The organism is Pseudomonas sp. TE3911 (genome assembly GCF_054062775.1).
In genome coordinates this window covers 5,425,001-5,450,085 of record NZ_JBSSFP010000001.1, presented here as the reverse complement: position 1 = coordinate 5,450,085, position 25,085 = coordinate 5,425,001, and the positions used below count along the sequence as shown (strand labels likewise).

The 25,085-nt window shown below is 60.5% G+C and carries 25 protein-coding genes; 12 read left to right on the top strand and 13 right to left on the bottom strand.

What is annotated here, in order from left to right; translation table 11 throughout:
• Window positions 1–103: 103 nt before the first annotated feature.
• The 4 genes from ACVWXD_RS24710 to glyQ all read right to left on the bottom strand — a co-directional run bounded on the left by ACVWXD_RS24710 (window position 104) and on the right by glyQ (window position 4,500).
• The gene (locus tag ACVWXD_RS24710; RefSeq protein WP_095185270.1) at window positions 104–874 is read right to left on the bottom strand and encodes a lysophospholipid acyltransferase family protein; all 771 of its coding nucleotides are present in this window, start codon (window positions 872–874) and stop codon (window positions 104–106) included.
• 82 nt (window positions 875–956) lie between these two features.
• Window positions 957–1,493, bottom strand: a complete 537-nt coding sequence (gene gmhB / locus ACVWXD_RS24705; RefSeq protein ID WP_012721458.1) for a D-glycero-beta-D-manno-heptose 1,7-bisphosphate 7-phosphatase — start codon at window positions 1,491–1,493, stop codon at window positions 957–959.
• A gap of 2 nt (window positions 1,494–1,495) precedes the next feature.
• On the bottom strand, window positions 1,496–3,550 hold the full coding sequence (glyS, locus tag ACVWXD_RS24700) for a glycine--tRNA ligase subunit beta (protein ID WP_095185271.1): 2,055 nt from the start codon (window positions 3,548–3,550) through the stop codon (window positions 1,496–1,498).
• The gene (gene glyQ / locus ACVWXD_RS24695; RefSeq protein WP_003213601.1) at window positions 3,547–4,500 is read right to left on the bottom strand and encodes a glycine--tRNA ligase subunit alpha; all 954 of its coding nucleotides are present in this window, start codon (window positions 4,498–4,500) and stop codon (window positions 3,547–3,549) included. The genes glyS and glyQ overlap by 4 nt, the downstream gene beginning before the upstream one ends.
• Before the next feature lie 81 nt (window positions 4,501–4,581).
• Between glyQ and ACVWXD_RS24690 the strand changes: the two genes are divergently transcribed.
• Window positions 4,582–5,139 carry a DNA-3-methyladenine glycosylase I gene (locus ACVWXD_RS24690; RefSeq protein WP_122764017.1) on the top strand — a complete coding sequence of 186 codons (558 nt, stop codon included), beginning with the start codon at window positions 4,582–4,584 and terminating at the stop codon, window positions 5,137–5,139.
• Between the two features lie 40 nt (window positions 5,140–5,179).
• Complete coding sequence (locus ACVWXD_RS24685; RefSeq protein ID WP_032885142.1) at window positions 5,180–6,067, top strand: lysophospholipid acyltransferase; 888 nt, start codon at window positions 5,180–5,182, stop codon at window positions 6,065–6,067.
• A gap of 77 nt (window positions 6,068–6,144) precedes the next feature.
• On the opposite strand, the gene ACVWXD_RS24680 is transcribed toward ACVWXD_RS24685, so the two are convergent.
• The 5 genes from ACVWXD_RS24680 to def all read right to left on the bottom strand — a co-directional run bounded on the left by ACVWXD_RS24680 (window position 6,145) and on the right by def (window position 10,708).
• The gene (locus ACVWXD_RS24680; protein WP_032885141.1) at window positions 6,145–6,456 is read right to left on the bottom strand and encodes a tetratricopeptide repeat protein; all 312 of its coding nucleotides are present in this window, start codon (window positions 6,454–6,456) and stop codon (window positions 6,145–6,147) included.
• A gap of 18 nt (window positions 6,457–6,474) precedes the next feature.
• Entirely contained in the window at window positions 6,475–7,848 is a 1,374-nt protein-coding gene (trkA, locus tag ACVWXD_RS24675) for a Trk system potassium transporter TrkA (protein ID WP_032885140.1), read from the bottom strand.
• Window positions 7,849–7,871: 23 nt separating this feature from the next.
• On the bottom strand, window positions 7,872–9,182 hold the full coding sequence (rsmB, locus tag ACVWXD_RS24670; protein WP_032885139.1) for a 16S rRNA (cytosine(967)-C(5))-methyltransferase RsmB: 1,311 nt from the start codon (window positions 9,180–9,182) through the stop codon (window positions 7,872–7,874).
• Complete coding sequence (gene fmt, locus ACVWXD_RS24665) at window positions 9,179–10,132, bottom strand: methionyl-tRNA formyltransferase (RefSeq protein ID WP_260366953.1); 954 nt, start codon at window positions 10,130–10,132, stop codon at window positions 9,179–9,181. Before fmt ends, rsmB begins: the two co-directional genes overlap by 4 nt.
• 69 nt (window positions 10,133–10,201) lie before the next feature.
• Window positions 10,202–10,708, bottom strand: a complete 507-nt coding sequence (gene def, locus ACVWXD_RS24660; protein ID WP_032885135.1) for a peptide deformylase — start codon at window positions 10,706–10,708, stop codon at window positions 10,202–10,204.
• Between the two features lie 135 nt (window positions 10,709–10,843).
• On the opposite strand from def, the gene ACVWXD_RS24655 reads away from it, so the two are divergent.
• From ACVWXD_RS24655 to ACVWXD_RS24645, 3 genes are all read left to right on the top strand, one after another.
• Window positions 10,844–11,599: a peptidoglycan-binding protein gene (locus tag ACVWXD_RS24655; protein WP_457371423.1), complete on the top strand. Its 756-nt coding sequence runs from the start codon at window positions 10,844–10,846 to the stop codon at window positions 11,597–11,599.
• A gap of 63 nt (window positions 11,600–11,662) precedes the next feature.
• Window positions 11,663–12,766 carry a DNA-processing protein DprA gene (gene dprA / locus ACVWXD_RS24650; RefSeq protein WP_181644045.1) on the top strand — a complete coding sequence of 368 codons (1,104 nt, stop codon included), beginning with the start codon at window positions 11,663–11,665 and terminating at the stop codon, window positions 12,764–12,766.
• Between the two features lie 75 nt (window positions 12,767–12,841).
• Window positions 12,842–13,399 (top strand): L-threonylcarbamoyladenylate synthase, encoded by a 558-nt coding sequence (locus ACVWXD_RS24645; RefSeq protein WP_122754142.1) that lies wholly within the window; start codon window positions 12,842–12,844, stop codon window positions 13,397–13,399.
• Between the two features lie 80 nt (window positions 13,400–13,479).
• Here the strand turns inward: ACVWXD_RS24645 and ACVWXD_RS24640 are convergent, their stop codons facing one another.
• Window positions 13,480–14,457, bottom strand: a complete 978-nt coding sequence (locus tag ACVWXD_RS24640) for an NADPH:quinone reductase (protein WP_260366950.1) — start codon at window positions 14,455–14,457, stop codon at window positions 13,480–13,482.
• Window positions 14,458–14,617: 160 nt separating this feature from the next.
• Here ACVWXD_RS24640 and hemF point away from each other — a divergent pair, with 160 nt between their 5' ends.
• Together hemF and aroE are read left to right on the top strand one after the other, a co-directional pair.
• Window positions 14,618–15,550, top strand: a complete 933-nt coding sequence (gene hemF, locus ACVWXD_RS24635) for an oxygen-dependent coproporphyrinogen oxidase (protein WP_032885127.1) — start codon at window positions 14,618–14,620, stop codon at window positions 15,548–15,550.
• Complete coding sequence (aroE, locus tag ACVWXD_RS24630) at window positions 15,550–16,371, top strand: shikimate dehydrogenase (protein WP_032885125.1); 822 nt, start codon at window positions 15,550–15,552, stop codon at window positions 16,369–16,371. Before hemF ends, aroE begins: the two co-directional genes overlap by 1 nt.
• On the opposite strand, the gene ACVWXD_RS24625 is transcribed toward aroE, so the two are convergent.
• The 3 genes from ACVWXD_RS24625 to betC all read right to left on the bottom strand — a co-directional run bounded on the left by ACVWXD_RS24625 (window position 16,372) and on the right by betC (window position 20,545).
• On the bottom strand, window positions 16,372–17,940 hold the full coding sequence (locus tag ACVWXD_RS24625; protein ID WP_181644044.1) for a SulP family inorganic anion transporter: 1,569 nt from the start codon (window positions 17,938–17,940) through the stop codon (window positions 16,372–16,374).
• 159 nt (window positions 17,941–18,099) lie between these two features.
• On the bottom strand, window positions 18,100–19,014 hold the full coding sequence (choX, locus tag ACVWXD_RS24620; RefSeq protein ID WP_032885123.1) for a choline ABC transporter substrate-binding protein: 915 nt from the start codon (window positions 19,012–19,014) through the stop codon (window positions 18,100–18,102).
• 16 nt (window positions 19,015–19,030) lie between these two features.
• Window positions 19,031–20,545: a choline-sulfatase gene (gene betC / locus ACVWXD_RS24615; protein WP_181644043.1), complete on the bottom strand. Its 1,515-nt coding sequence runs from the start codon at window positions 20,543–20,545 to the stop codon at window positions 19,031–19,033.
• 103 nt (window positions 20,546–20,648) lie between these two features.
• On the opposite strand from betC, the gene ACVWXD_RS24610 reads away from it, so the two are divergent.
• The 5 genes from ACVWXD_RS24610 (at window position 20,649) to dgoD (ending at window position 24,918) form a co-directional block, all read left to right on the top strand.
• Window positions 20,649–21,599: a choline sulfate utilization transcriptional regulator gene (locus ACVWXD_RS24610; RefSeq protein ID WP_122754138.1), complete on the top strand. Its 951-nt coding sequence runs from the start codon at window positions 20,649–20,651 to the stop codon at window positions 21,597–21,599.
• Window positions 21,600–21,630: 31 nt separating this feature from the next.
• On the top strand, window positions 21,631–21,957 hold the full coding sequence (locus ACVWXD_RS24605) for a DOPA 4,5-dioxygenase family protein (protein WP_032885120.1): 327 nt from the start codon (window positions 21,631–21,633) through the stop codon (window positions 21,955–21,957).
• Between the two features lie 177 nt (window positions 21,958–22,134).
• Window positions 22,135–23,100, top strand: coding sequence for a 2-dehydro-3-deoxygalactonokinase (locus tag ACVWXD_RS24600; RefSeq protein WP_032885118.1), 966 nt, complete (start codon window positions 22,135–22,137; stop codon window positions 23,098–23,100).
• Between the two features lies 1 nt (window position 23,101).
• Complete coding sequence (locus tag ACVWXD_RS24595) at window positions 23,102–23,722, top strand: 2-dehydro-3-deoxy-6-phosphogalactonate aldolase (RefSeq protein ID WP_181644042.1); 621 nt, start codon at window positions 23,102–23,104, stop codon at window positions 23,720–23,722.
• Window positions 23,723–23,769: 47 nt separating this feature from the next.
• Window positions 23,770–24,918 (top strand): galactonate dehydratase, encoded by a 1,149-nt coding sequence (dgoD, locus tag ACVWXD_RS24590; protein WP_003170741.1) that lies wholly within the window; start codon window positions 23,770–23,772, stop codon window positions 24,916–24,918.
• The last annotated feature ends 167 nt before the right edge of the window (window positions 24,919–25,085 follow it).

The window sequence follows — 25,085 nt, the reverse complement described above, 5'->3', positions numbered from 1 at the left end:
TTTCGAGATTTTATCGGCTCTGGAAATATGTAAGTAAATCAGCTTCTTATGACTCAAAAAAGCTGATTCGCCAACAAACCGTACACAGGTTATCCACAGATCCTCATATCACCGGCGTATCCACAACAACTGGCTCCGGCGGTAGAGAACCCATGGCCCGCTGCTGTGCCTCATTCCACGCCTGGGCGCGCTCATTCAGCGCTGCAATAGCGCGTGGGCCTTCGCCTTCTGCGTACATTGGCTCGCCAATCACCACCGTGATGGTGCCCTCGCGTTTTGCCCAACCGGTCTTCGGCCAGAACCTGCCGGCGTTATGTGCAATCGGCAACACTGGCAGGTTGGCGTTGACCGCCAATGCTGTACCTCCACGGGAGAACTTGCCTACGGTCCCAAAGGGGACTCGTGTTCCTTCCGGAAAGATCAGCACCCACACGCCGTCTTTGAGCAGCTCATCGCCCTTCTTGGCGACATGCTTGAGCGCTGCCTTGGGGTTGTCACGGTCGATAGCAATCGGGCGCAACATGGCCATGGCCCAGCCGAAGAACGGCACGTACAGCAGCTCACGCTTGAGCACTTGGCTCAATGGCGAGAAGTAAGCCGAGAGAAAGAAGGTCTCCCAGGTGCTTTGGTGATTCGACAAAATCACGCACGGCTGGTCCGGTACGTTTTCCGCCCCCTTGACCTCGAAACGAATGTTCAGGAACACCTTGGTCAGCCACAACGCGCAGCGGCACCAATAGACGTTGATAAAGCGATAGCGCGCCTTGAACGGGAGGAACGGCGCAATAAAAAAGCTCAGGGTGCACCAGAGAAACGAACTGGTGCCCAGCAGCAGGTAAAAGAAAAAGGTTCTGATGGCCTGCAAAATCGACATGGCGGCATTTACCGTTGCGGGACAGGGCCCGCCTGTTAAAAGCGCACTCCCGAACAGTCCTTGGTCAGGAAGTCGAGGGCGGCTAGTTGTTGATAAGTTCTGCGGCAACCGCCGCCAGATCGTCAAAAATCAAGGTGCCTACCGGCAGGTTTTTCGCCTGGGTCTTTTCGCCTTTCCCGGTCTTTACCAAAACTGGCTGAGAGTCGACGGCTTTGGCCGCCTCCAGGTCACCGAGGCTGTCCCCGACGAACCATATCCCAGCCAAGGGCACCTTGTAATGTTCTGCAATGGTTTTCAACATGCCAGGTTTGGGTTTGCGGCAATCGCAGCCCTCATCCGGCCCGTGAGGGCAGTACACCACCAGCCCCACCTCACCGCCCTGCTCCGCCACCAGCGTGCGCAAGCGCGCGTGCATGGCGTCCAAGGTAGCGATGTCGTAATAGCCACGGGCGATGCCGGACTGGTTGGTGGCGATTGCCACCGTCCAGCCGGCTTTGCTCAACTGCGCGATGGCCTCGATCGAACCGGGCAGTGGAATCCATTCCGCCACCGACTTGATGTAAGCGTCGGAGTCGTAGTTGATCACCCCGTCCCGATCGAGAATCAGCAGTTTCAACATGGTCAGCTCAGTGTCGAAATGTCAGCGATGTTGACGAACAAGCCGCGCAGACGCGCCAGCATGGCGTAACGGTTTTTCCGCACGCCGGCATCTTCGGCATTGATCATCACGGCTTCGAAGAACGCATCCACCGGCTCACGCAGGGTGGCCAGGCGCGCCAGCGCTTCGGCGTAGTTACGCTCGGCGATCAGCGGCTTGACGGCGTTTTCTGCCTTGGCGATGGCCGAATTCAGCGAGAACTCTTTGGCATCGGCAAACAGGCCAGGGTCGACGTCGCCATTGCCCAGGCCTTCGGCCTTGCTCAGCAGGTTCGACACACGCTTGTTCACAGCGGCCAGGGCATCGGCTTCCGGCAACTTACGGAAGGCCTGTACGGCTTGTACGCGCTGATCGAAGTCCAGCGCCGAACCCGGCTGCAGGGCGCGAACCGACAGGTAGACGGAAACGTCCACGCCTTCGTCTTCGTAACGCGCACGCAGGCGGTCGAACACGAACTCCAGCACTTGCTCGGCCAGACCCGCTTGCTTGACCTTGGTACCGAACTGACCCACCGCGAACACGATGGCCTGTGTCAGGTCCAGGTCGAGCTTCTTGTCGATCAGGATACGCAGCACGCCCAATGCCGCACGGCGCAGGGCGTACGGGTCTTTGCTACCGGTAGGCAGCATGCCGATACCGAAGATGCCCACCAGGGTATCCAGCTTGTCGGCGATGGCCACGGCCGCACCGGTCAAGGTAGTTGGCAGTTCTGCACCAGCACCGCGTGGCATGTACTGCTCGTTCAGCGCCAGGGCGACGTCTTCGGCCTCGCCATCGTTGAGGGCGTAGTAGTAGCCGGCAACACCTTGCATCTCTGGGAATTCGCCGACCATCTCGGTCGCCAGGTCGCACTTGGACAGCAAACCAGCGCGGGCGGCCGAGGCCGCATCGCCGCCGATGCGTGGTGCGATGTAGGCAGCGAGTTTGGAAACACGCACAGCCTTGTCGTAGACGCTACCGAGTTTTTCCTGGAACACCACGTTTTGCAGGCGCAGGTTGAAGTCTTCGAGCTTCTGCTTCTTGTCTTGCTTGAAGAAGAACTCAGCGTCAGTCAGTCGCGGGCGAACGACTTTCTCGTTACCGGCGATGATCTGCTGCGGGTCTTTGCTTTCAATGTTGGCTACGGTGATAAAGCGCGGCAGCAACTTACCGTCCACGTCCAGCAGGCAGAAGTACTTCTGGTTGTCCTGCATGGTGGTGATCAGTGCTTCTTGCGGCACATCGAGGAAGCGCTCTTCGAACGAGCACACCAGCGGCACAGGCCATTCAACCAGCGCGGTCACTTCGTCGAGCAGGCTTGGCGGCACGATGGCGGTGCCTTCCTGCAGGCGGGCCAGTTCTTCGGTGCGCTTGCTGATCAGCTCGCGACGCTCGTTGGCGTCGGCCAGCACATAAGCTGCACGCAGATCGGCGGCATAGTTCGCCGGCGAGGTGATGCGTACGGCTTCTGGATGGTGGAAGCGGTGACCGCGGGAATCTCGGCCGGCCTTCTGGGCGAGGATGGTGCAGTCAATGACCTGGTCACCGAGCAGCATCACCAGCCATTGGGTTGGGCGGACGAATTCTTCTTTGCGTGCACCCCAGCGCATGCGCTTGGGGATCGGCAGGTCGTTCAGGGAGTCTTCAACGATGGTCGGCAGCAGGCTGGCAGTCGGCTTACCGGTGATGACCTGGCTGAAACGCAGTTTCGGACCACTCTGGTCGATCTCACTCAGTTCCACGCCACACTTCTTGGCAAAACCAAGGGCAGCCTGGGTCGGATTGCCTTCAGCGTCGAAAGCCGCTTGGCGCGGCGGGCCGTCGAGGTTAATGCTGCGGTCCGGTTGCTGGGTTTCCAGCGCGGTCAGCAACACGGCCAGGCGACGTGGCGCGGCGTAGACTTTCTTGGCTTCAAACTTCAGGCCAGCGCTTTGCAGGCCTTTTTCGATCCCGGCCAGGAACGCATCGGCCAGGGTGTTGAGTGCCTTCGGTGGCAGCTCTTCGGTGCCCAGTTCAACCAGGAAATCTTGAGCACTCATTGTGCAGCCTCCAGCTTAGCCAACACTTCATCACGCAGGTCCGGGGTTGCCATCGGGAAGCCCAGCTTGGCGCGAGCCAGCAGGTAGGCTTGGGCGACGGAACGCGCCAGGGTGCGTACTCGCAGGATGTATTGCTGGCGCGCGGTTACCGAGATGGCACGGCGGGCGTCCAGCAGGTTGAAGGTATGGGACGCCTTCAACACCATTTCATAGCTTGGCAGCGGCAGCGGCTGATCGAGTTCGATCAGACGCTTGGCTTCGCTTTCGTAGAAGTCGAACAGTTCGAACAGCTTTTCGACGTTGGCGTGTTCGAAGTTGTAGGTGGATTGCTCCACTTCGTTCTGGTGGAACACATCGCCGTAGGTCACTTTGCCGAACGGGCCGTCAGCCCACACCAGGTCGTAGACCGAGTCCACGCCTTGCAGGTACATGGCCAGGCGCTCAAGGCCGTAGGTGATTTCGCCGGTCACCGGGTAGCACTCGATGCCACCGGCTTGCTGGAAGTAAGTGAACTGCGTCACTTCCATGCCGTTGAGCCAGACTTCCCAGCCCAAGCCCCAGGCGCCCAGGGTCGGCGACTCCCAGTTGTCTTCGACAAAGCGGATATCGTGGACCAGCGGATCCAGGCCAACATGCTTGAGCGAGCCCAGGTACAGTTCCTGGAAATTGTCCGGGTTCGGCTTCAATACCACCTGGAACTGGTAGTAGTGCTGCAGACGGTTCGGGTTTTCGCCGTAGCGGCCGTCAGTCGGGCGACGACTGGGCTGCACATAAGCGGCGTTCCAGGTTTCCGGGCCAATGGCCCGCAGGAAGGTAGCGGTGTGGAAAGTGCCGGCGCCTACTTCCATATCGTAGGGCTGAAGTACCACACAACCTTGCTCGGCCCAGTATTGCTGGAGGGCGAGGATCAAGTCTTGGAAGGTACGCACGGCTGGCGTAGGCTGGCTCACGAAATTCACCTGTTACTTGGGCTGCGATTTAAAGAGCGGGAGTATACCCGATTCGGCCGCGCCACCATCCCCTGGAGCCTTATGCCACGCTGCTTTTGGTGTTCTGAAGATCCGCTGTACATGGCTTATCACGATCAGGAGTGGGGAACGCCGCTACGCGATGCGCAGGGTTTGTTCGAGTTGCTTTTACTCGAAGGGTTCCAGGCGGGCCTTTCCTGGATCACCGTTTTACGCAAACGCGAGCATTATCGAAAGGTCTTGTTCGGTTTTGATCCGCAGCGGTTGGCGCAATTGAGCGATGACGAGATCGAAGCGCTGATGCTCGACCCAGGTATCGTGCGCAACCGCCTCAAGCTCAACGCCACCCGGCGCAACGCTGCGGCTTGGCTGGCGCTGGCGGACCCGGTGGGGTTGCTCTGGTCGTTTGTCGGCGGGGTGCCCAAGGTCAACCATTTCAAGGACCGCAGCGAAGTGCCGGCGATTACGCCGGAGGCTGAAGCCATGAGCAAAGCACTCAAGAAAGCCGGTTTCACCTTTGTTGGCCCGACCATCTGTTACGCGTTCATGCAGGCCTCTGGCATGGTCATGGACCACACTCAGGACTGCGACCGTTACGCGGACTTGGTCAACGCCGGTTAGAATGCGCGCTTTGCGCACCACACACGATCAGGAGTGACCTGTGGAAAAGTTTAAAGGCGCCTTGCTGGTAGGCGCTCTTCGGTTGTTTGCCCTGCTGCCATGGCGCGCAGTGCAAGCCGTGGGTTCGGCCATCGGCTGGATCATGTGGAAAACCCCCAATCGATCCCGCGAAACGGTGCGGATCAACCTCTCAAAATGCTTTCCGGACATGGACCCCGCCGCCCGGGAGCGCCTGGTCGGCCAAAGCCTGATGGACATCGGCAAGTCCCTGACTGAAAGCGCCTGCGCCTGGATCTGGCCGGCCCAGCGTTCCATCGACCTGGTGCGTGAAGTCGAAGGCCTGGAAGTGCTGCACGAAGCTCTGGCCTCGGGCAAAGGCGTAGTCGGCATCACCAGCCACCTGGGCAACTGGGAAGTGTTGAACCACTTTTACTGCAACCAGTGCAAACCGATCATTTTTTACCGCCCGCCCAAGCTCAAGGCAGTGGATGAGTTGCTGCGCAAACAGCGCGTGCAGTTGGGCAACCGTGTGGCGGCTTCCACTAAGGAAGGCATCCTCAGTGTGATCAAGGAAGTGCGTAAAGGTGGCCAAGTGGGTATTCCCGCTGACCCGGAGCCGGCGGAATCGGCGGGGATCTTCGTGCCATTCTTTGCAACCCAGGCGCTCACCAGCAAGTTCGTGCCGAATATGCTCGCGGGCCATAAGGCGGTCGGTGTATTCCTGCATGCCCTGCGACTGCCGGATGGTTCGGGCTACAAAGTGATCCTGGAAGCTGCGCCGGAAGACATGTACAGCACCGACACTGCCACGTCTTGCGCCGCGATGAGCAAGGTCGTTGAGCGTTATGTCGGCGCCTACCCGAGCCAGTACATGTGGAGCATGAAGCGCTTCAAGAAACGCCCGCCGGGTGAAGAGCGGTGGTATTGACCCAAAGACAATACAAAACCAAATGTGGGAGGGGCGGTGCGACGATTCGACTTGCCCCTCCCACATTTTCGATCTGCTTAGCTTTGGCGGTCGAGTTTCTTCAGGAACACCGTCATCTCTTTCTCGGCCTGCTTGTCGCCATGGGCCTGGGCCGCTTCAACGCCCTTCTCCCACGCCTGTCGCGCTGCGGAGTTATCACCCTGGCCTAACTGTGCCTTGCCCAACAACTTCCACGCCGCCGAATACTTCGGATCGAACTCGACGCATTTCTGCAAATGCTCCGCCGCCTTGGCGTTGTCCTTCAGATCCAAATAACCCTTGCCCAGTCCAAAGCGCAGCAGCGAGTTATCCACACCCTTGGCGAGCATTTTTTCCAGGGATTCGAGCATGTCGGTCACTCCGGTTGATCAGAAAAAGCTCAATCCCACGTGGAACAACTTCTCCACATCGCGGATATGTTTTTTATCCACCAGGAACAGGATCACGTGGTCACCCGTGGCGATCATCGTATCGTCGTGGGCAATGATCACCTCTTCGTCACGAATGATCGCGCCAATGGTTGTGCCCGGCGGCAGGCCGATATCGCGGATGGCTTTGCCGATCACTTTGCTCGACTTCGAATCCCCATGGGCGATCGCCTCAATGGCTTCCGCCGCGCCGCGCCGCAGGGAGTGCACGCTGACGATATCGCCACGGCGTACGTGGGCCAGCAAGGTGCCGATGGTCGCCAGTTGCGGGCTGATGGCGATGTCGATATCGCCGCCCTGGATCAGGTCGACATAGGCCGGGTTGTTGATGATGGTCATCACCTTCTTCGCCCCCAGCCGCTTGGCCAGCAGCGACGACATGATGTTGGCTTCGTCATCGTTGGTCAGGGCCAGGAAGATGTCGGCGTCGGCGATGTTCTCTTCCATCAACAGGTCGCGGTCCGAGGCGCTGCCTTGCAGGACGACGGTGCTGTCGAGGGTGTCGGACAAATGCCGGCAGCGCGCCGGATTCATCTCGATGATCTTCACTTGGTAACGACTTTCGATGGCCTCGGCCAGCCGCTCGCCGATCTGGCCGCCGCCGGCGATAACGATGCGCTTGTAGTTCTCGTCGAGCCGGCGCATTTCGCTCATGACGGCGCGAATATTCGCTTTGGCCGCGATGAAAAACACCTCGTCGTCGGCTTCGATCACTGTATCGCCCTGCGGCAGGATCGGCCGGTCACGCCGAAAAATCGCCGCTACGCGGGTTTCCACATTGGGCATGTGTTCACGCAGTTGGCGCAGTTGTTGGCCGACCAGTGGACCGCCGTAATAGGCCTTCACTGCGACCAATTGGGCTTTGCCACCGGCGAAGTCGATCACCTGCAAGGCGCCCGGGATTTCGATCAGGCGCTTGATGTAGTGGGTCACCACTTGCTCAGGACTGATGAGCACATCTACAGGAATGGCGTCGTTATCGAACAGGCCGGCGCGGGTCAGGTAGGCGGCTTCGCGGACCCGGGCGATCTTGGTCGGGGTGTGGAACAGGGTATGGGCGACTTGGCAGGCGACCATATTGGTCTCGTCGCTGTTGGTCACCGCCACGAGCATGTCGGCATCGTCGGCACCGGCCTGACGCAGCACCGTAGGAAACGACGCACGACCTTGTACGGTGCGGATATCCAGGCGGTCGCCCAAGTCGCGCAGTCGTTCGCTATCGGTGTCGACCACGGTAATGTCGTTGGCTTCACTGGCCAAATGTTCGGCCAGTGTGCCGCCGACCTGCCCTGCCCCAAGGATGATGATTTTCATCCGGTCACTCCCTCAATAACCATTCAGCCACGCGCGGCGGCGATCTTGATCAGTTTGGCGTAGTAGAAGCCATCGTGTCCGCCTTCTTGCGCGAGCAGTTGGCGACCGTGAGGCTGCTTGATACCGGCCGTCGTGGCGAGATCCAGCTCACGGGCGCCGCTTGTGCGAGCGAGGAAGGCTTCGATCACCTCAGTATTTTCGGTGGGCAATGTCGAGCAGGTGGCGTAGAGCAGGATGCCGCCGACTTCGAGGGTCGGCCACATCGCGTCCAACAGTTCACCTTGCAGCGCGGCCAGGGCGGCGATGTCGTCGGGTTGGCGTGTGAGCTTGATGTCCGGGTGGCGGCGGATCACACCGGTCGCGGAGCAAGGCGCGTCCAGCAGAATGCGCTGGAACGGTTTGCCGTCCCACCATGCGGCGGTGTCACGGCCGTCGGCGGCGATCAGTTCGGCGCTCAGGCCCAGGCGTGCGAGGTTTTCCCTTACACGCACGAGGCGCTTGGCTTCCAGGTCAACAGCGACGACACCGGCCAAGCCTTTTTCGACTTCCAGGATGTGACATGTCTTACCGCCTGGTGCACAACAAGCGTCCAGCACGCGCTGGCCCGGTGCCAGATCGAGCAGGTCGGCGGCCAGTTGCGCGGCTTCGTCCTGCACACTGATCCAACCCTCGGCAAAGCCCGGCAGGCTGCGTACATCGGCGGCGGCCTCCAGCACGATGCCGTCGGTGCTGTACACGCACGGCGTCGCGTTGATGCCTGCGGCCGTCAGCAATTGCAGGTACGCGTCACGGCTGTGATGGCGACGGTTGACCCGCAGGATCATCGGCGGGTGCGCATTGTTCGCCGCGCAAATGGCTTCCCACTGCTCGGGCCAGAACGCCTTGAGGGATTTTTGCAGCCAGCGCGGGTGGGCGGTGCGCACTACCGGGTCATGTTCCAGCTCCGCCAGCAGCGCCTCGCTTTCGCGTTGGGCACGGCGCAGCACAGCGTTGAGCAAGGCCTTGGCCCAAGGTTTTTTCAGCTTGTCGGCGCATCCGACGGTTTCACCGATGGCGGCGTGGGCCGGCACGCGGGTGTAGAGCAACTGATAAAGCCCTACCAGCAGCAGCGCCTCGACGTCAGCATCGGCCGCCTTGAATGGCTTTTGCAGCAGCTTGGCCGCCAGCGCCGACAAACGAGGTTGCCAACGGGCGGTGCCAAAGGCCAGGTCCTGGGTGAAGCCGCGGTCACGGTCTTCGACTTTATCCAACTGCGTGGGCAGTGAACTGTTCAGCGAAGCCTTGCCGTTGAGTACGGCGGCGAGAGCCTTGGCGGCGGCCAGACGTGGGTTCATTGCGCGGCCACCCCAAGTACAGTGCCCAGGGAAAATTTCTCACGACGGCTGTTGAACAAGTCGCTGAAATTCAGCGCCTTGCCGCCGGGCAATTGCAGACGCGTCAGGCACAGCGCCTGTTCACCGCAGGCGATCAACAGGCCTTCCTTGCTGGCGCCGATTATCTCGCCGGGGGCGCCTTTGCCGTCCGCCAAATGGGCAGCCAACACTTTCAAGGCTTCGCCGTTGAGGGTGCTGTGGCAGACCGGCCACGGGTTGAAGGCACGCACCAGCCGTTCCAGCTCCACCGCCGGGCGGCTCCAGTCGATGCGTGCTTCGTCTTTGTTCAATTTGTGGGCGTAGGTGGCCAGGCTATCGTCTTGCACTTCGCCTTCCAAGGTGCCTTCGGCGAGGCCGGCGATGGCATGGATGACGGCAGTTGGGCCCATTTCGGCCAGGCGGTCGTGCAGGCTGCCGCCAGTGTCTTCGGCGGTGATCGGCGTAACCACTTTGAGCAGCATCGGGCCGGTGTCCAAACCTGCCTCCATGCGCATCACGGTCACACCGCTTTGCGCATCACCGGCTTCCACCGCGCGCTGGATCGGCGCCGCACCGCGCCAGCGTGGCAGCAGCGACGCATGGCTGTTGATGCAACCCAGGCGCGGGATATCCAGCACCACTTGCGGCAGGATCAAGCCGTAAGCCACCACCACCAGTAGGTCAGGATTGAGCGCAGCCAGCTCGGCCTGGGCCTCGGCGTTGCGCAGGGTAGGCGGCTGCAGTACAGGAATGTTGTGCTCAAGCGCCAACTGCTTGACCGGGCTCGGCATCAGTTTTTGCCCGCGACCGGCCGGGCGATCCGGCTGGGTATACACCGCAATGACATCGTGAGGGCTGGCAAGCAGCGCCTTGAGGTGTTCGGCGGCGAATTCAGGGGTGCCGGCAAAAACAATGCGCAATGGCTCGGTCATGGGAAGTCTCGGTTAAAAACAGTCACAAAAGAAAAAGGCTTGCCGCAGCAAGCCTTTGGAAGGAGGGCATCAAGCTTGCTGGCGATGCTTTTTTTCCAGCTTCTTCTTGATCCTGTCGCGCTTGAGCGTGGACAGGTAATCGACAAATAGTTTGCCGTTGAGGTGGTCGCATTCGTGCTGGATGCACACTGCCAGCAGGCCTTCGGCAATCAGCTCGAACGGCTTACCGTCACGGTCCAGGGCTTTGATCTTCACGCGCAGCGGGCGCTCGACGTTCTCGTAGAACTCCGGCACCGACAGGCAGCCTTCCTGATATTCGCCCATCTCTTCGGTCAGTGGCTCGAACTCAGGGTTGATGTACACCATCGGTTCGCTACGGTCTTCCGACAGGTCCATGACCACGACGCGCTGATGCACGTTGACCTGGGTGGCGGCGAGGCCAATGCCCGGGGCTTCATACATTGTTTCAAACATGTCATCGACCAACTGACGAACCTTGTCGTCCACTACGGCCACCGGTTTGGCGATCGTGCGCAGGCGCGAGTCGGGGAATTCGAGGATGTTCAAAATAGCCATAAGCGTAATTGCTGCACATGTGAGGTAAAGGCAAATCGGCGGTGGGATGGACCCATACGGCCGGTGTGAAAGGTTCGAAAGCCGCGAAGGCTCTGGCATTTCACGCGAACGCACATAATAAAGGAGATTCACCCCATGAGGAAATCGCTACTCGTCTTGCTGCTATGGGCCCCGTTCGCCGCAGCCCTGCTTCCCCAACCTGGCTCGCGTCTGGATCAACCGACGCAACAGGCCATTCAGCGGTTTTTATTGCATAACCGTATTCTTGATACGCCTCAGGATCTGGACAATGCGCCTTACATTGTCGCGACCGACGGCGGGCGCGTGCTGGGGGCCAATGGCGAACGTGTGCACGCCAGAGGCGACCTGGATCCGGCCCAGCCAAGCTATGGGATCTTTCGCCGAGGCAAGGTCTACGCCGACCCTCAAACGCAGGAATTGCTGGGTATCAACGCCGATGACATCGGTACCGCGCGCTTTGTGATGGCGGGCGACCTCACGACCCTCGCTGTGCAACGGGTAACTCAGGAGGTACGCCCTGGCGACCGCCTGCTCCGCGCGCAATTGCCTACGGCGCTGGAGCCCGTAAAGTCAGCGCCTTTCATCGAAGGAAAAATCATCGATATCCCCAGGGGCGTCACCCAGATTGGCGTGCTGGACGCTGTCACCCTGAGCAAAGGCCGGCGCGACGGTCTGGTGGAGGGTCAACTGCTGACCGTCATTAAAACCGGCGCCACGCTCACCGGTGTTCCCACGAAGCTACCCGATGAGCGCGCCGGCACTCTGCTGGTGTTCCGCACCTACGAAAAACTCAGTTATGGCCTGGTTCTCAGCGCCTCACGCCCGTTGGCAGTCATGGACCGTTTCGAGACTGCTGCGCAAACGCAATAAATAGCCTGCTAAATAAGTTACCAACAGAGTTATCCACAGCTTGTTCCGGTCAAGGATGATCAGATGTTTCCGATAAACAGCAATGAAATTTCCCCTTCAGAACTGGAGGCCCGACTACGCTTGCACAGGCTGCCAGAAGTAGGCCCGAAGCGTTTTAGGTTGTTGATCGAAGCGTTCGGCAGCGCTTCAAAGGCCATCAGCGCGCCTGCCAGTGCCTGGCGTGCACTGGGCTTGCCAACCATCAGCGCAGACGCTCGCCGCAGTCCCGAAATCCGAGATGGCGCCAGTGAGGCATTGGCGTGGTTGGGCCGCCCAGCCCAGCATTTGCTGATGTGGGACCAGCCTGAGTACCCGGCATTACTAGCCCAGATCGACGATGCGCCACCGCTGTTATTCGTCGCTGGCGACCCTTCAATCCTCGAAAAACCGCAACTGGCGATGGTCGGCAGCCGGCGCGCGTCGCGCCCTGGCATGGACACCGCTGCCGCTTTTTCCCGTAGTTTGGCCAGCGCCGGTTTTGTCATCACCAGTGGCCTCGCACTGGGTATCGACGGCGCGGCGCATCAGGCGGCATTGGATGTGGGTGGACACACCATCGGCGTGCTTGGCACCGGCCTGGAAAATGTTTATCCACAGCGCCACCGAAGGCTCGCAGAGGCGATGATTGCCCAGGGCAGCGCAGTGGTTTCCGAGTTCCCACTGGACGCTGGGCCTCAGGCGAGCAACTTTCCGCGGCGCAATCGAATCATCAGTGGCCTGTCGCTGGGCGTGCTGGTGGTGGAAGCCAGTGTGGCCAGTGGCTCGCTGATCACCGCGAAGCTGGCGGCCGAGCAAGGCCGGGAGGTGTATGCCATCCCGGGTTCCATCCATCACCCTGGGGCCAAAGGCTGTCATCAGTTGATCCGCGATGGTGCAATGCTGGTGGAAACCATTGAGCACATCCTCGAAGGCTTGCGGGGCTGGCAGGCCTTGTCGCGCCCGGCGCCGATGCCGGTGATCCATCCGCTGGTGGCGTTGCTGCACGCGGCGCCCCACACCAGCGAAGCCCTGGCGATTGCCAGCGGTCGGCCTTTGTCCCAAGTGTTGACGACCCTCACGGAGCTGGAGCTTGAAGGCCAGGTGATTTGCGAAAGCGGTCGCTGGCTGGCGCGTGGTCAGCTTTTATAGCTGCCGGTTTTTTGGAACTAGGTTTTGTAAAGAAGATCGGTAAACTGCCCAGAGCTTTAGTCCGGAGAATGAGCAATGGTCAACAGGTGGCGTGTGTTGGAAACCGCACGAGAAATTCGCGCAGGCGCGGTGATTGCCTATCCAACCGAGGCGGTATGGGGCTTGGGCTGCGACCCGTGGAATGAAGAAGCAGTCGACCGTTTGCTCGCCATCAAGAATCGCTCGGTGGACAAGGGCCTGATCCTGGTGGCCGACAACATTCGTCAGTTTGATTTTCTCTTCGAAGATTTCCCCCAAGACTGGATCGACCGTATGGCCAGCACCTGGCCAGGGCCGAACACTTGGCTGGTGCCCCATCAGGACTTGCTGCCGGAATGGGTGACCGGTGTGCACGACACGGTCGCGCTTCGGGTCACTGACCATCCTCTGGTGCGGGATTTGTGTTCGCTGGTCGGGCCGTTGATTTCCACGTCGGCCAACCCTCAAGGCCGCCCGGCTGCGCGCTCGCGGATTCGCGTGGAGCAGTATTTCCGTGGTCAGGTCGACTTGGTACTGGGTGGCGCCCTCGGCGGGCGCAAGAATCCAAGCCTGATTCGCAATCTGGCAACCGGTGAGGTGGTGCGACCGTCGTAATACTGAGGTGTGGCTGATCGCCGGCAAGGCACCTCCTACAGAGGATTGCGTGCTCTTGCCGGCGATAGCGTTCTTAAGCCTTACGGCAACAGGATGGTCGACCCGGTGGTGCGCCGCCCCGACAACTCCGTCTGTGCCTTCGCCGCTTCCGCCAGCGAATACCGCTGGTTGATATCAATGCGCACCTTGCCGCTCTGGATCATCGAAAACAGATCATCTGCCATCGTCTGCAAGTTCGCCGCGTTGTTGGCGTAGGTCGCCAGGGTCGGTCGGGTCACGTACAGCGAGCCCTTGGCCGAGAGTATCCCCAAGTTCACCCCATCCACCGCGCCCGAGGCATTGCCAAAGCTCACCACCAACCCACGGGGCGCCGCGCTGTCCAGGGAAGTCAGCCACGTGTCCTTGCCGACACCGTCGTACACCACCGGGACCTTTTTGCCGTCGGTCAATTCCAGCACGCGCTGTGCGACGTTTTCCTTGCTGTAGTCGATGGTTTCCCAGGCACCGAGGGATTTGGCCAAAGCGGCTTTCTCTGGCGAACTCACGGTACCGATCAACTTCACGCCGAGCGCCTTGGCCCATTGGCAGGCCAGGGAGCCCACGCCACCGGCCGCAGCGTGGAACAGGATGGTCTCGCCGCCCTTCAGTTCATAGGTCTGGCGCAACAGGTACTGCACGGTCAGGCCCTTGAGCATGGCACCGGCGGCTTGTTCGAAGCTGATGTCGTCCGGCAGGTGCACCAGGTTAGCGGCGGGCAGTACGTGCAGTTCGCTGTACGCGCCGAGCGGGCCGCTGCCGTAGGCCACGCGGTCGCCGACCTTGAATTGGGTGACTTCGCTGCCAACCGCGTCAACCACGCCGGCGCCTTCTGCGCCCAGACCGGACGGCAAGGCCGGTGGTGCGTATAGGCCGCTGCGGAAATAGGTGTCGATGAAGTTCAGGCCAATGGCCTCGTTACGCACACGAACCTGCTGCGGGCCCGGCTCCGCCGGCGTGTAGTCCACATATTCAAGTACATCGGGGCCGCCATGGGCGCTGAACTGGATACGTTTGGCCATCTGCACTTCTCCTTGGGTCGAATTCGCGTAGCCCCCTATCGGACTCCTAAGCTTGATCTTCGTCAACTGCGACGGCATAGGGTGCAGTGGTATCCTGTGCGCCCATTTGCCGCCGACGCCCAATGGCCTCGCGTAGCTTTGCCCGATTCAAGGTGATGCCATGACTACCCGCACCGAGGCTGTAAAGGCCTACCTGCTTGACCTGCAAGACCGCATTTGCAGCGCCCTGGAAACCTTTGAGACGGACACTCGCTTTATCGAAGACGCCTGGACCCGGCCTGCCGGCGGTGGCGGTCGCACCCGTGTGATCGAAAACGGTTCGGTGATCGAAAAAGGCGGCGTTAACTTTTCTCACGTATTCGGCAGCGGCCTGCCACCATCCGCCAGCGCACACCGCCCAGAGCTGGCCGGTCGTGGCTTTGAAGCCCTCGGCGTGTCGCTGGTGATCCACCCGCACAACCCTCATGTGCCGACGTCCCACGCCAACGTGCGTTTTTTCATCGCTGAAAAAGAAGGCGAAGAGCCGGTGTGGTGGTTCGGTGGTGGCTTTGACCTCACTCCGTATTACGGCAACGAAGAAGACTGCATCCACTGGCACCGTGTGGCCGAGCAGGCCTGCGCACCTTTTGGCCCGGACGTGTACTCGCGCTACAAGGCCTGGTGTGACACCTACTTCCATATCAAGCATCGCAACGAACCCCGTGGTATCGGCGGCCTGTTTTTCGATGACTTGAACGAGTGGGACTTCGACACCTGCTTCGCCTTCATCCGCGCCATCGGCGATGCCTATATCGATGCCTACCTGCCGATCGTGCAGCGTCGCAAAGCCATGGCCTATACCGAGCAGCAGCGCCAGTTTCAGGAATTCCGTCGCGGCCGCTATGTTGAATTCAACCTGGTCTACGACCGTGGCACCCTGTTTGGTCTGCAATCGGGCGGGCGTACCGAATCGATCCTGATGTCGCTGCCGCCGCAAGTGCGCTGGAGCTATGACTGGAAGGCCGAGGCCGGCAGCGAAGAGGCGCGGCTCACTGATTACTTCCTGCAAGACCGCGACTGGCTTGGCGTTGTCGCGCCTAAGGCGGCGGTCTGATGGATCGTTATGTTGTCTTCGGCAACCCCATCGGTCACAGCAAGTCGCCGCTGATTCACCGCATGTTCGCCGAGCAGACCGGCGAACAATTGGACTACAGCACTTTGCTTGCGCCCTTGGAGGATTTCACCGGTTGTGCCCGTGAGTTTTTCCAGCAAGGCCGTGGCGCTAACGTCACCGTACCGTTCAAGGAAGACGCTTACCGTCTGGCCAATAGCCTCACCGAGCGCGCCCAACGCGCCGGTGCGGTGAACACCCTGAGCAAGTTGGCCGATGGCACGCTGCTGGGTGATAACACCGACGGCGCGGGCCTGGTGCGCGACCTGACGGTAAACGCCGGGTTGAGCCTGCAAGGCAAACGCATCCTGTTGCTGGGTGCCGGTGGCGCGGTACGCGGGGCGTTGGAACCGTTGCTGGCTGAGCGTCCTGCTTCATTGATCATCGCCAATCGCACTGTGGAAAAGGCTGAATTGCTCGCCGAGTTGTTCGACGACTTGGGCCCGGTGTCGGCCAGTGGTTTCGACTGGCTGCGTGAGCCGGTGGACGTAATCATCAATGCCACGTCTGCCAGCCTGTCAGGCGATTTACCGCCGATTGCCGGCAGCTTGATAGAACCGGGCAAGACCTTTTGCTACGACATGATGTATGCCAAGGAGCCGACCGCGTTTTGCCGTTGGGCGGCTGAGCAAGGTGCAGCTGTGGCAATGGATGGCCTGGGCATGCTGGTTGAACAGGCCGCTGAAGCGTTCTTTCTATGGCGCGGTGTGCGCCCGGATTCGGCGCCGGTGTTGGCTGAACTGCGCCGTCAGTTGGCGCAGTAATCAATCTTCAAACTGGATGGGGCAGGTATCGGCCCCTTCCAGTTTCTTCAGCTCTTCAACCACCTGCGGCCGTGCCCCGCGCAATGTCAGGCTACGCCCCAACCCCTTCAATCTCCGCGCCTCCTGGTGCAGCATCTCTACCCCGGAATAGTCGATAAAGTTGATCTGCTGCGCCTCGATCACCACCCGCTTGCCCTGCAAACTTTGCAGGCGCACTTGCAGGTAATGGCTGGCGCCAAAAAAGATCGAGCCGCCGACTCGCAATATATCTTCGTCACCGTCTCGCCATTGTTGAACCCGTGGCTGCGACGTGCGTTTGAGATAGAAAAACAGCGACGCCAGCACCCCCGCATAGATCGCCGTTTGCAGCTCCAGTAATAACGTGGCGACACAGGTCAGGCTCATCACCACAAACTCTGCACGGCTGACGCGAAACAGCGCGCGAATAGCACGATGATCCACCAAGCCCCAGCAAATCAGCAGGATGCTCGCCGCCATGCTCGGAATTGGAATATGCGCGATCAATGCCGCACCAAATAACGCAAACAGCGCCACCCATAACGCGGAAAACACCCCGGCCAACGGCGAGCAGGCGCCTGCCTCGTAGCTGAGGCCTGAGCGGGTAAAGGAACCGGCCGACAGATAGCCGGAGAAAAATCCGCCGACGATATTGGATAAACCCTGCGCGCGAACTTCCTGATTCGCGTCGAGCAACTGTTGGGAACGAGCCGACAGCGAGCGGGCAATCGACAGGCTGGTCACCAGTCCCAGCATGCCCACCGCCACGGCACTGGGCAGCAGGCGCAGGATCATGTCCAGGTCCAACGGTAACGGGCTGAACGGCGGCAGTTTGCCGATAAACGAACTGACCAACGCCACATGCCCGAACATCGACGGCCATAGCCACGTTGCCAGGCTACCCAGGGTCAGTGCGATCAGTAGCGTTGGCCAGCGAGGCACGAGGTATTTGAGCAAAGCACCCACCAGCAACGTCCCGATCCCCAGGACAAGGGACGCGTGGTCCCACTCGCCAGCATGGTGGATCAGCGCCAGCAGGCTATTGATTGCGGTGGCCTGGCTCGGCAAATCCAGCCCCAACAGGTTCGGCAACTGCCCCAGGGCAATCACTACGGCGGCGCCCAAGGTGAAACCCAACACCACCGAATGGGAGACAAAGTTCACCAGTGCGCCAAAGCGCAGCATGCCCAGCAGCCACTGGAATACGCCGGCGAGAAAGGTGAGCAACAGGATCAAGGTGATGTAGTCCTGCGACCCCGGCACGGCCAATGGGCTCACGCTGGCATAGAGCACGATGGAAATCGCCGCCGTGGGGCCACAGATCAGGTGCCAGGATGAACCCCACAGGCACGCGATCAGCACCGGGATGATGGCGGCGTACAGACCGTACTCCGGTGGAAGACCGGCGATCAGCGCGTAGGCAATCGATTGGGGCAGTGCGAGCACGGCGCCGCTGAGGCCGACCAGCGCGTCCCGGCCCACAGTGGCTCGGGTTTGACGCGGGAGCCAGCTGAGGAAGGGGAAGAGTGTATGGCGGTTGGGCCGGGGCATTTATAACTCGGCTGAAAAGGTTTGACTCAGGGTATCAGTACACACTGGTCCTTGTGGGAGGGGGCTTGCTCCCGATATAGGTGGACCCGTCTAAATCTCTCTGACTGGCACTCCGCTATCGGGAGCAAGCCCCCTCCCACATTGGAATAGCGCAAGGCCCTAGAGTTTGGCCTTTACTGCCGGCAACGCGTCCTTGCCATCCACGGTTTTCACCCCATCCAGCCACTTATCCAATACTGCCGGATTGGCCTTGATCCATGCCTTCGCCGCATCGGCGTTGCTGACCTTGTTGTTGGCCACTTCGGCCATGATGCTGTTCTCCATCTCCTGGGTGAAACTCAGGTTGGTCAGCAGTTTTCCTACGTTCGGGCAGGCTTGTGCATAACCTTTGCGGGTCAAGGTATAAACGCTGCCGGTGTCACCAAAATACTTTTCCCCACCTTTGAGGTAGTGCATTTTCAACTGCACGTTCATCGGGTGCGGGGTCCAACCGAGGAAGGTGACGAAGCGCTGTTTCTTCACCGCCCGCGACACTTCCGCGAGCATCGCTTGTTCGCTGGACTCGACCAGCTTCCATTGGCCCAGATCAAAGTCATTCTTCTTGATGATCTCCTGCAACGAGATATTCGCCGGCGCGCCGGAGCCGATGCCGTAGATCTTCTTGTCGAACTTGTCGGCAAATTTGTTCAGGTCGGCGAAGTCATGCACACCCGCGTCCCACACGTAGTCCGGCACGGCGAGGGTGAACTCGGTGCCGTCGAGGTTTTTCGCCAGTTGCACCACATCGCCATTGGCCACGAACTTGTCGTAAAAACCCTGCTGCGCGGGCATCCAGTTGCCGAGGAACACATCAACCTGGCCGTCTTTGAGCCCGCCAAAGGTAATCGGCACCGCCAGGGTGTCGACCTTGGGTTTGTAGCCCATGCCCGTCAGCAGAAAACCGGTGATGGCATTGGTGGCCGCGATATCGCTCCAGCCCGGATCGGCCATTTTTACGGTTTCACAGCTGGTGTCTGCATACACATTGGCGCTGCCCAGCACCAGCATGCCCACTATCACAGATAACTTTTGCATGGCCTTCCCTCTGTATTTATTGGTTTTGGCAGGGTTGTGGATAACGTGCCTTGCGCTCCAGGTCATCGAGGTCGATATGGTTGCGCATGTATTGCTGACTGGCGTCGACCAGTGGCTGGTGATCCCAGCTCTTCAGCTTGCCTTGGGTCAGCGCCTCAAACACCAGGCGTCGACGGCGTTGGCTGGCGAGCACCTGCTGGTGGATCGCCGGGATGTCCCATTTGGCCCGCGCTTCATTCAAAAACGCCTCGAACAGTGGCCGGTGTTCCGGTGACTGGCTGAGCTCTTCCCGCTCGTGCGGGTCGTTGTGCACATCGAACAGTAGACAAGGGTCGTCTTCGCTGTAGATGAATTTGTAGGCGCCACGGCGAATCATCATCAGCGGGCTGATGGTGCCTTCGGCCATGTATTCGCCGAACACTTCGTCGTGCCCGCCCTGCCCTTGCAAGTGCGGGATCAGCGAGCGGCCATCGAGTGGCAGGTGTGGGTCGAGTTGACCGCCGGCCAGTTCCACCAGGGTCGGCAGCAGGTCGGCGGTGGACACGGCGTTGGACACGCGGCCCGCCGCAAACTGCCCCGGAGCGCAGATCAGCAGCGGCACGCGGGCTGCCATTTCAAACCAGTGCATTTTGTACCAGAGGCCGCGCTCGCCGAGCATGTCGCCGTGGTCGCCGGAGAACACGATAACCGTGTCGTCGGCCAGGCCGGTGTCTTCCAGGGTTTGCAGCAGCTTGCCGACATTGCTGTCGATGTAACTGCAGGCGCCAAAGTAAGCCCGGCGCGCATCGCGGATCTTATCCACAGGCAGCGGCTTGTCCCACAGATCATAGACCTTGAGCAGGCGCTGGGAATGCGGGTCGAGATCACTTTGCGCGGGCGTTGCAGGCAAAGGAATGTCGTTGTCGTCGTACAGATCCCAGAGCGGCTTGGGAATGGTGTACGGGTCGTGGGGATGGGTCATGGATACGGTCAGGCAGAACGGCTGGTCGCCGTCCTCACGAATATGGTCGAACAGGTACTGCTGGGCCTTGAACACCACCTCTTCGTCAAAATCCAACTGATTGGTGCGCACGCAAGGACCTGCTTGCAGCACCGAGGACATGTTGTGGTACCAGCTGGGGCGCACGTCCGGCTCGTCCCAGTTCACTGCCCAGCCGTAGTCGGCGGGGTAGATGTCGCTGGTCAGGCGTTCCTCGTAGCCGTGCAGTTGGTCGGGGCCGCAGAAATGCATCTTGCCCGACAGCGCAGTGCGGTAACCGAGACGACGCAGGTAGTGAGCGTAGGTCGGTACATCGGCGGGGAAATCAGCCGCGTTGTCGTAGGCGCCAATCTTGCTCGGCAATTGGCCGCTGACCAAGGTAAAGCGCGAGGGTGCGCACAGCGGGCTGTTGCAATAGGCGGCGTCGAACACCACGCCTTGCTCGGCGAGGCGGCTCAGATTCGGCAGCTTGATCGGGGAGGAACCGTAGAACGGCAGCATCGGCGCGGCCATTTGATCGGCCATGATGAAAAGAATGTTCTTGCGCTTCATGGGTTCTCGGCATTCCATAGGCGGTGTTTATGCGATTGAGCATGCGGCCCATGGAAAATGGGGTAAAGCCCATGAAAAGCAATGTCTAGGATAAGCACAGCTTATGTATGAATCCCTTGGTGACCTGTCCCTCGACCTGCTGCGCGCGTTTGAAGCGGCGGCACGTCATCGCAGCTTTACCGCCGCCGCGATGGAGCTGGGCACCACTCAACCAGCGATCAGCCAGCAGATCAAGCGCCTGGAAGAACAGTTGGCGGTCCGCCTGTTTGATCGCATCTACCGCGGCATCGAACTGACGGACGCCGGCGCCTTGCTGTTCGAGCATGTGCAAGGTGGCCTGCAAACCATTAATCAGGGCCTCAGCGCCATCACCCAGCAGGATCAGCACGAAGTCCTGCAAGTGGCCACCGACTTCGCCTTCGCGGCCTACTGGCTGATGCCGCGCCTGCACCGTTTCCATCAGGCCAACCCTCAGGTCGATGTGAGCTTGGTGACCAGCGAGCGTAATCACGCCACCTTGCGCAGCGATATCGACGTGGCGGTGCTGTTTGGCGATGGCCGCTTCAAGCAGGGCGACAGCCTGTGGTTGTTCAACGAGGAGGTATTCCCGGTGTGCAGCCCGCAGTGGCTCAAGGACCAATCCGCGCCGCTGACGTTACAGAATCTGCACGATGTGCCTTTGCTGCACTTGCGCCAGGAAAACAACAGCCAGTGGTTCGACTGGAGTGGCGTATTCCGCGAGCTGGGTATCACCGCCGCGCCCACGCCCGGCCAGCTGCGATTCGACAACTACACCTTATTGATCCAGGCAGCGATTGCCGGCCAAGGGGTGGCGATCGGCTGGCGCCATTTGGTGGATAACCTGCTGGAACAGAACTGGTTGTGCCGACCGATCGGCAACACGGTGATTTCGCGCTTTGGCTATTACGTGGTGCAGCCCCAGCGCAAGCGGCGTGGACAGTTGGTCGAACGTTTCGTCGACTGGTTGCAGGCAGAACAGGCCAGCAGCGCGCAGTCCCTGACCGGACTGGCCCTGCCGTCGATTGCGGTCTAGGATTTGCCGCACATTGGATCCGGAGTCCGTCATGCAACGTATCAAGGGCTATCACGCCCATATCTACTTTGACGCAAGCACCATTGAGCAGGCGCGCACCCTGTGCGAAGACGCCGCCAAACTCTTCCCACTGCGTATGGGACGTGTGCACGAAAAACCCGTAGGCCCACACCCGGACTGGAGCTGCCAGTTGGCGTTCGACCCCGAATACATCGGCGTGGTGCTGCCGTGGCTGGTGATCCATCGCAACGGTTTGGTGGTGTTCCTGCACCCTGATACCGGTGATGACTTGAAGGATCACACCGACTACGCGATCTGGATGGGTGCGATGCGCGAGCTGGACCTGTCGGTTTTTTAACCTCTCTTTATCAGATGAAACCCGTTCCTTCCCGCAGTATAAGGCGAGGAAGTTGTAGGATTTATCTTGTTTCGTCTCACTATATGGGACTGTTATTTATATATTGAGATATATCTGGCCATAGGTTTATATTCGCCCATCTGCTTTTTTCAGCACCCACTCATTTCAGGTGAAGCGATGCAGGCGCAATTGATCGCGCTCGATTGGGGGACCAGCTCCCTTCGTGCTTATAAACTCGGCCCCGCGGGCGTAGTGCTGGAACAGCGCTCGCTGGCGTCGGGCATCATGCATTTGCCCAGCGAGCCCCGGGACATCGCCGGTGTGCGCTGCAGCGATGGCTTCGAGTTGGCGTTCGATACGGCGTGCGGCGATTGGCTCGACGCCCAACCCAATCTTGCGGTGATTGCCTGCGGCATGGTCGGCAGCGCCCAAGGCTGGAGCGAAGCGGCGTATCGCAGTACGCCGGTCGACGTCGCCAGCCTGGGCAAGGCGTTGCACACGGTACGCAGCCTGCGCGGTGTCGATGTGCATATCGTGCCCGGCGTGATCGAGCAGGTCGGCTTGCCCAACGTGATGCGCGGCGAAGAAACCCAGGTGCTGGGTGTGCTGCAAAGCCTGTCGGTTGCTGGTGAATTGCTGATCGGCCTGCCCGGCAGTCATTCCAAATGGGTCGAGGTGGTGGAAGGTTGCATCACCCACTTCGATACCTTCATGACCGGTGAACTGTTCGCGGTGCTGAGCAAGCACAGCCTCTTGGGGCGTACGCAAAAGGTATCCGAGCAGTTCCAGGCCGAGGCTTTCGACCGCGGCGTTCAAGTGGCGCTGTCAAAAGATGGCCAGCGCGGCGTGCTGTCGACCTTGTTCAGTGCGCGCACCCTGGGCCTGACCGCCGAACTCACCCCTGAGCAGCAGCCCGATTACTTATCCGGCCTGCTGATCGGTCATGAACTGGCCGGCTTGCCAGCCAGTGCACGGCACATCCCCATCATCCTGGTAGGCGCCGGCCCGCTGTGCGTGCGCTACCAACGCGCCCTCGCCCTCTGCGGTTTCGCCCACGTCAGCCTGGCGCAGGAAGCGACCGAGCGCGGCCTGTGGCAACTGGCAGTGGCCGCCGGGCTCACTCAACCTGCAACGGAGGCCTGACATGCTCAAGCAAGCACTCGCACAAAACGGTTTGATCGCGATCCTGCGCGGCCTGCGCCCTGACGAGGCCCAGGCGGTCGGCCAGGTGCTGTACGACGCCGGTTTTCGTGTGATCGAAGTCCCGCTGAATTCGCCGGACCCTTACACCAGCATCCGCACCCTGCGCGACAGCCTGCCCGCCGATTGCCTGATCGGTGCCGGGACGGTGTTGACGCCGGAGCAGGTCGAGCAGGTCAAAGCCGCTGGCGGCCAGGTGATCGTTATGCCCCACAGCGATGCCAAGGTCTTGCGCGCCGCGAAAGCCGTAGGCCTGTACCTGTCGCCGGGGGTGGCCACGCCCACCGAAGCGTTCGCCGCACTGGCCGAAGGCGCCGATGTGTTGAAGCTGTTCCCGGCCGAGCAAATGGGCCCGGCGGTGATCAAGGCGTGGCTTGCAGTATTGCCAGCCGGCACGCTGTTGCTGCCGGTGGGCGGCATCACCCCGGACAACATGCAGGTGTTTACCGATGCCGGCGCCAAAGGGTTCGGGCTGGGTTCCGGGTTGTTCAAACCGGGTATGACAGTGGATCAGGTAGCGAGCCGCGCCCAAGCGTATGTCGCCGCATGGAAAGCCCTGAGCTGATATCAAGTTCCGCGCCCCTGGCGCTGCATCTATAAGAGAGATAACAGATGAAAATCACCAAACTGACGACCTTTATCGTCCCGCCGCGCTGGTGCTTCCTCAAGGTTGAAACCGACCAGGGCGTGACCGGTTGGGGTGAGCCCGTAGTCGAAGGCCGCGCGCACACTGTGGCCGCTGCCGTCGAGGAACTGTCCGATTACCTGATCGGCAAAGACCCACGCAATATCGAAGACATCTGGACCGTGCTCTACCGCGGCGGCTTCTACCGTGGCGGCGCCGTGCACATGAGCGCCCTCGCGGGTATCGATCAGGCGTTGTGGGACATCAAGGGCAAGGCCCTCGGTGTGTCCGTCAGCGACTTGTTGGGTGGCCAGGTGCGCGACAAGATTCGCGTGTACTCGTGGATCGGCGGCGACCGCCCGGCCGACACCGCCCGCGCTGCCAAAGAGGCCGTGGCTCGCGGTTTTACCGCCGTGAAAATGAACGGCACCGAAGAATTGCAGTTCGTCGACAGCTTCGAAAAAGTCGACCTGGCCCTGGCCAACGTGGCTGCCGTGCGTGATGCGGTCGGCCCTAACGTGGGCATCGGCGTCGACTTCCATGGCCGGGTGCACAAGCCCATGGCCAAGGTACTGATGAAAGAGCTGGACCCGTACAAACTGATGTTTATCGAAGAGCCGGTGCTCAGCGAAAACTACGAAGCGCTCAAGGAACTGGCACCGCTGACCAGCACGCCGATTGCCCTGGGCGAGCGCCTGTTCTCGCGTTGGGACTTCAAGCGCGTGCTCAGTGAAGGCTACGTCGACATCATCCAGCCGGATGCCTCCCACGCCGGCGGCATCACCGAAACCCGCAAGATCGCTAACATGGCCGAAGCCTACGACGTGGCCCTGGCCCTGCACTGCCCGCTGGGCCCGATTGCGTTGGCGGCGTGCCTGCAACTGGATGCGGTTTGCTACAACGCGTTTATCCAGGAGCAAAGCCTGGGCATTCACTACAACGAGAGCAACGACCTGCTCGACTATGTGCGTGATCCGGGCGTGTTCGACTATGACCAGGGTTTCGTGAAGATCCCTAACGGGCCGGGCCTGGGCATTGAGATCAACGAGGAATACGTGATCGAACGCGCCGCCATTGGCCACCGCTGGCGCAACCCGATCTGGCGTCATGCTGATGGCAGCTTTGCCGAGTGGTAATAGCCTCTGACTGAATCAATGCGGTCAAAAAATGTGGGAGGGGGCTTGCCCCCGATAGTGGTGTGTCAGCTAGCACATCCATAGCAGGCAGACTGCAATCGGGGGCAAGCCCCCTCCCACAGGTTGATCCGATTTCTTCAGCCAGCTCAGTTTCAGTCCTCAACAAA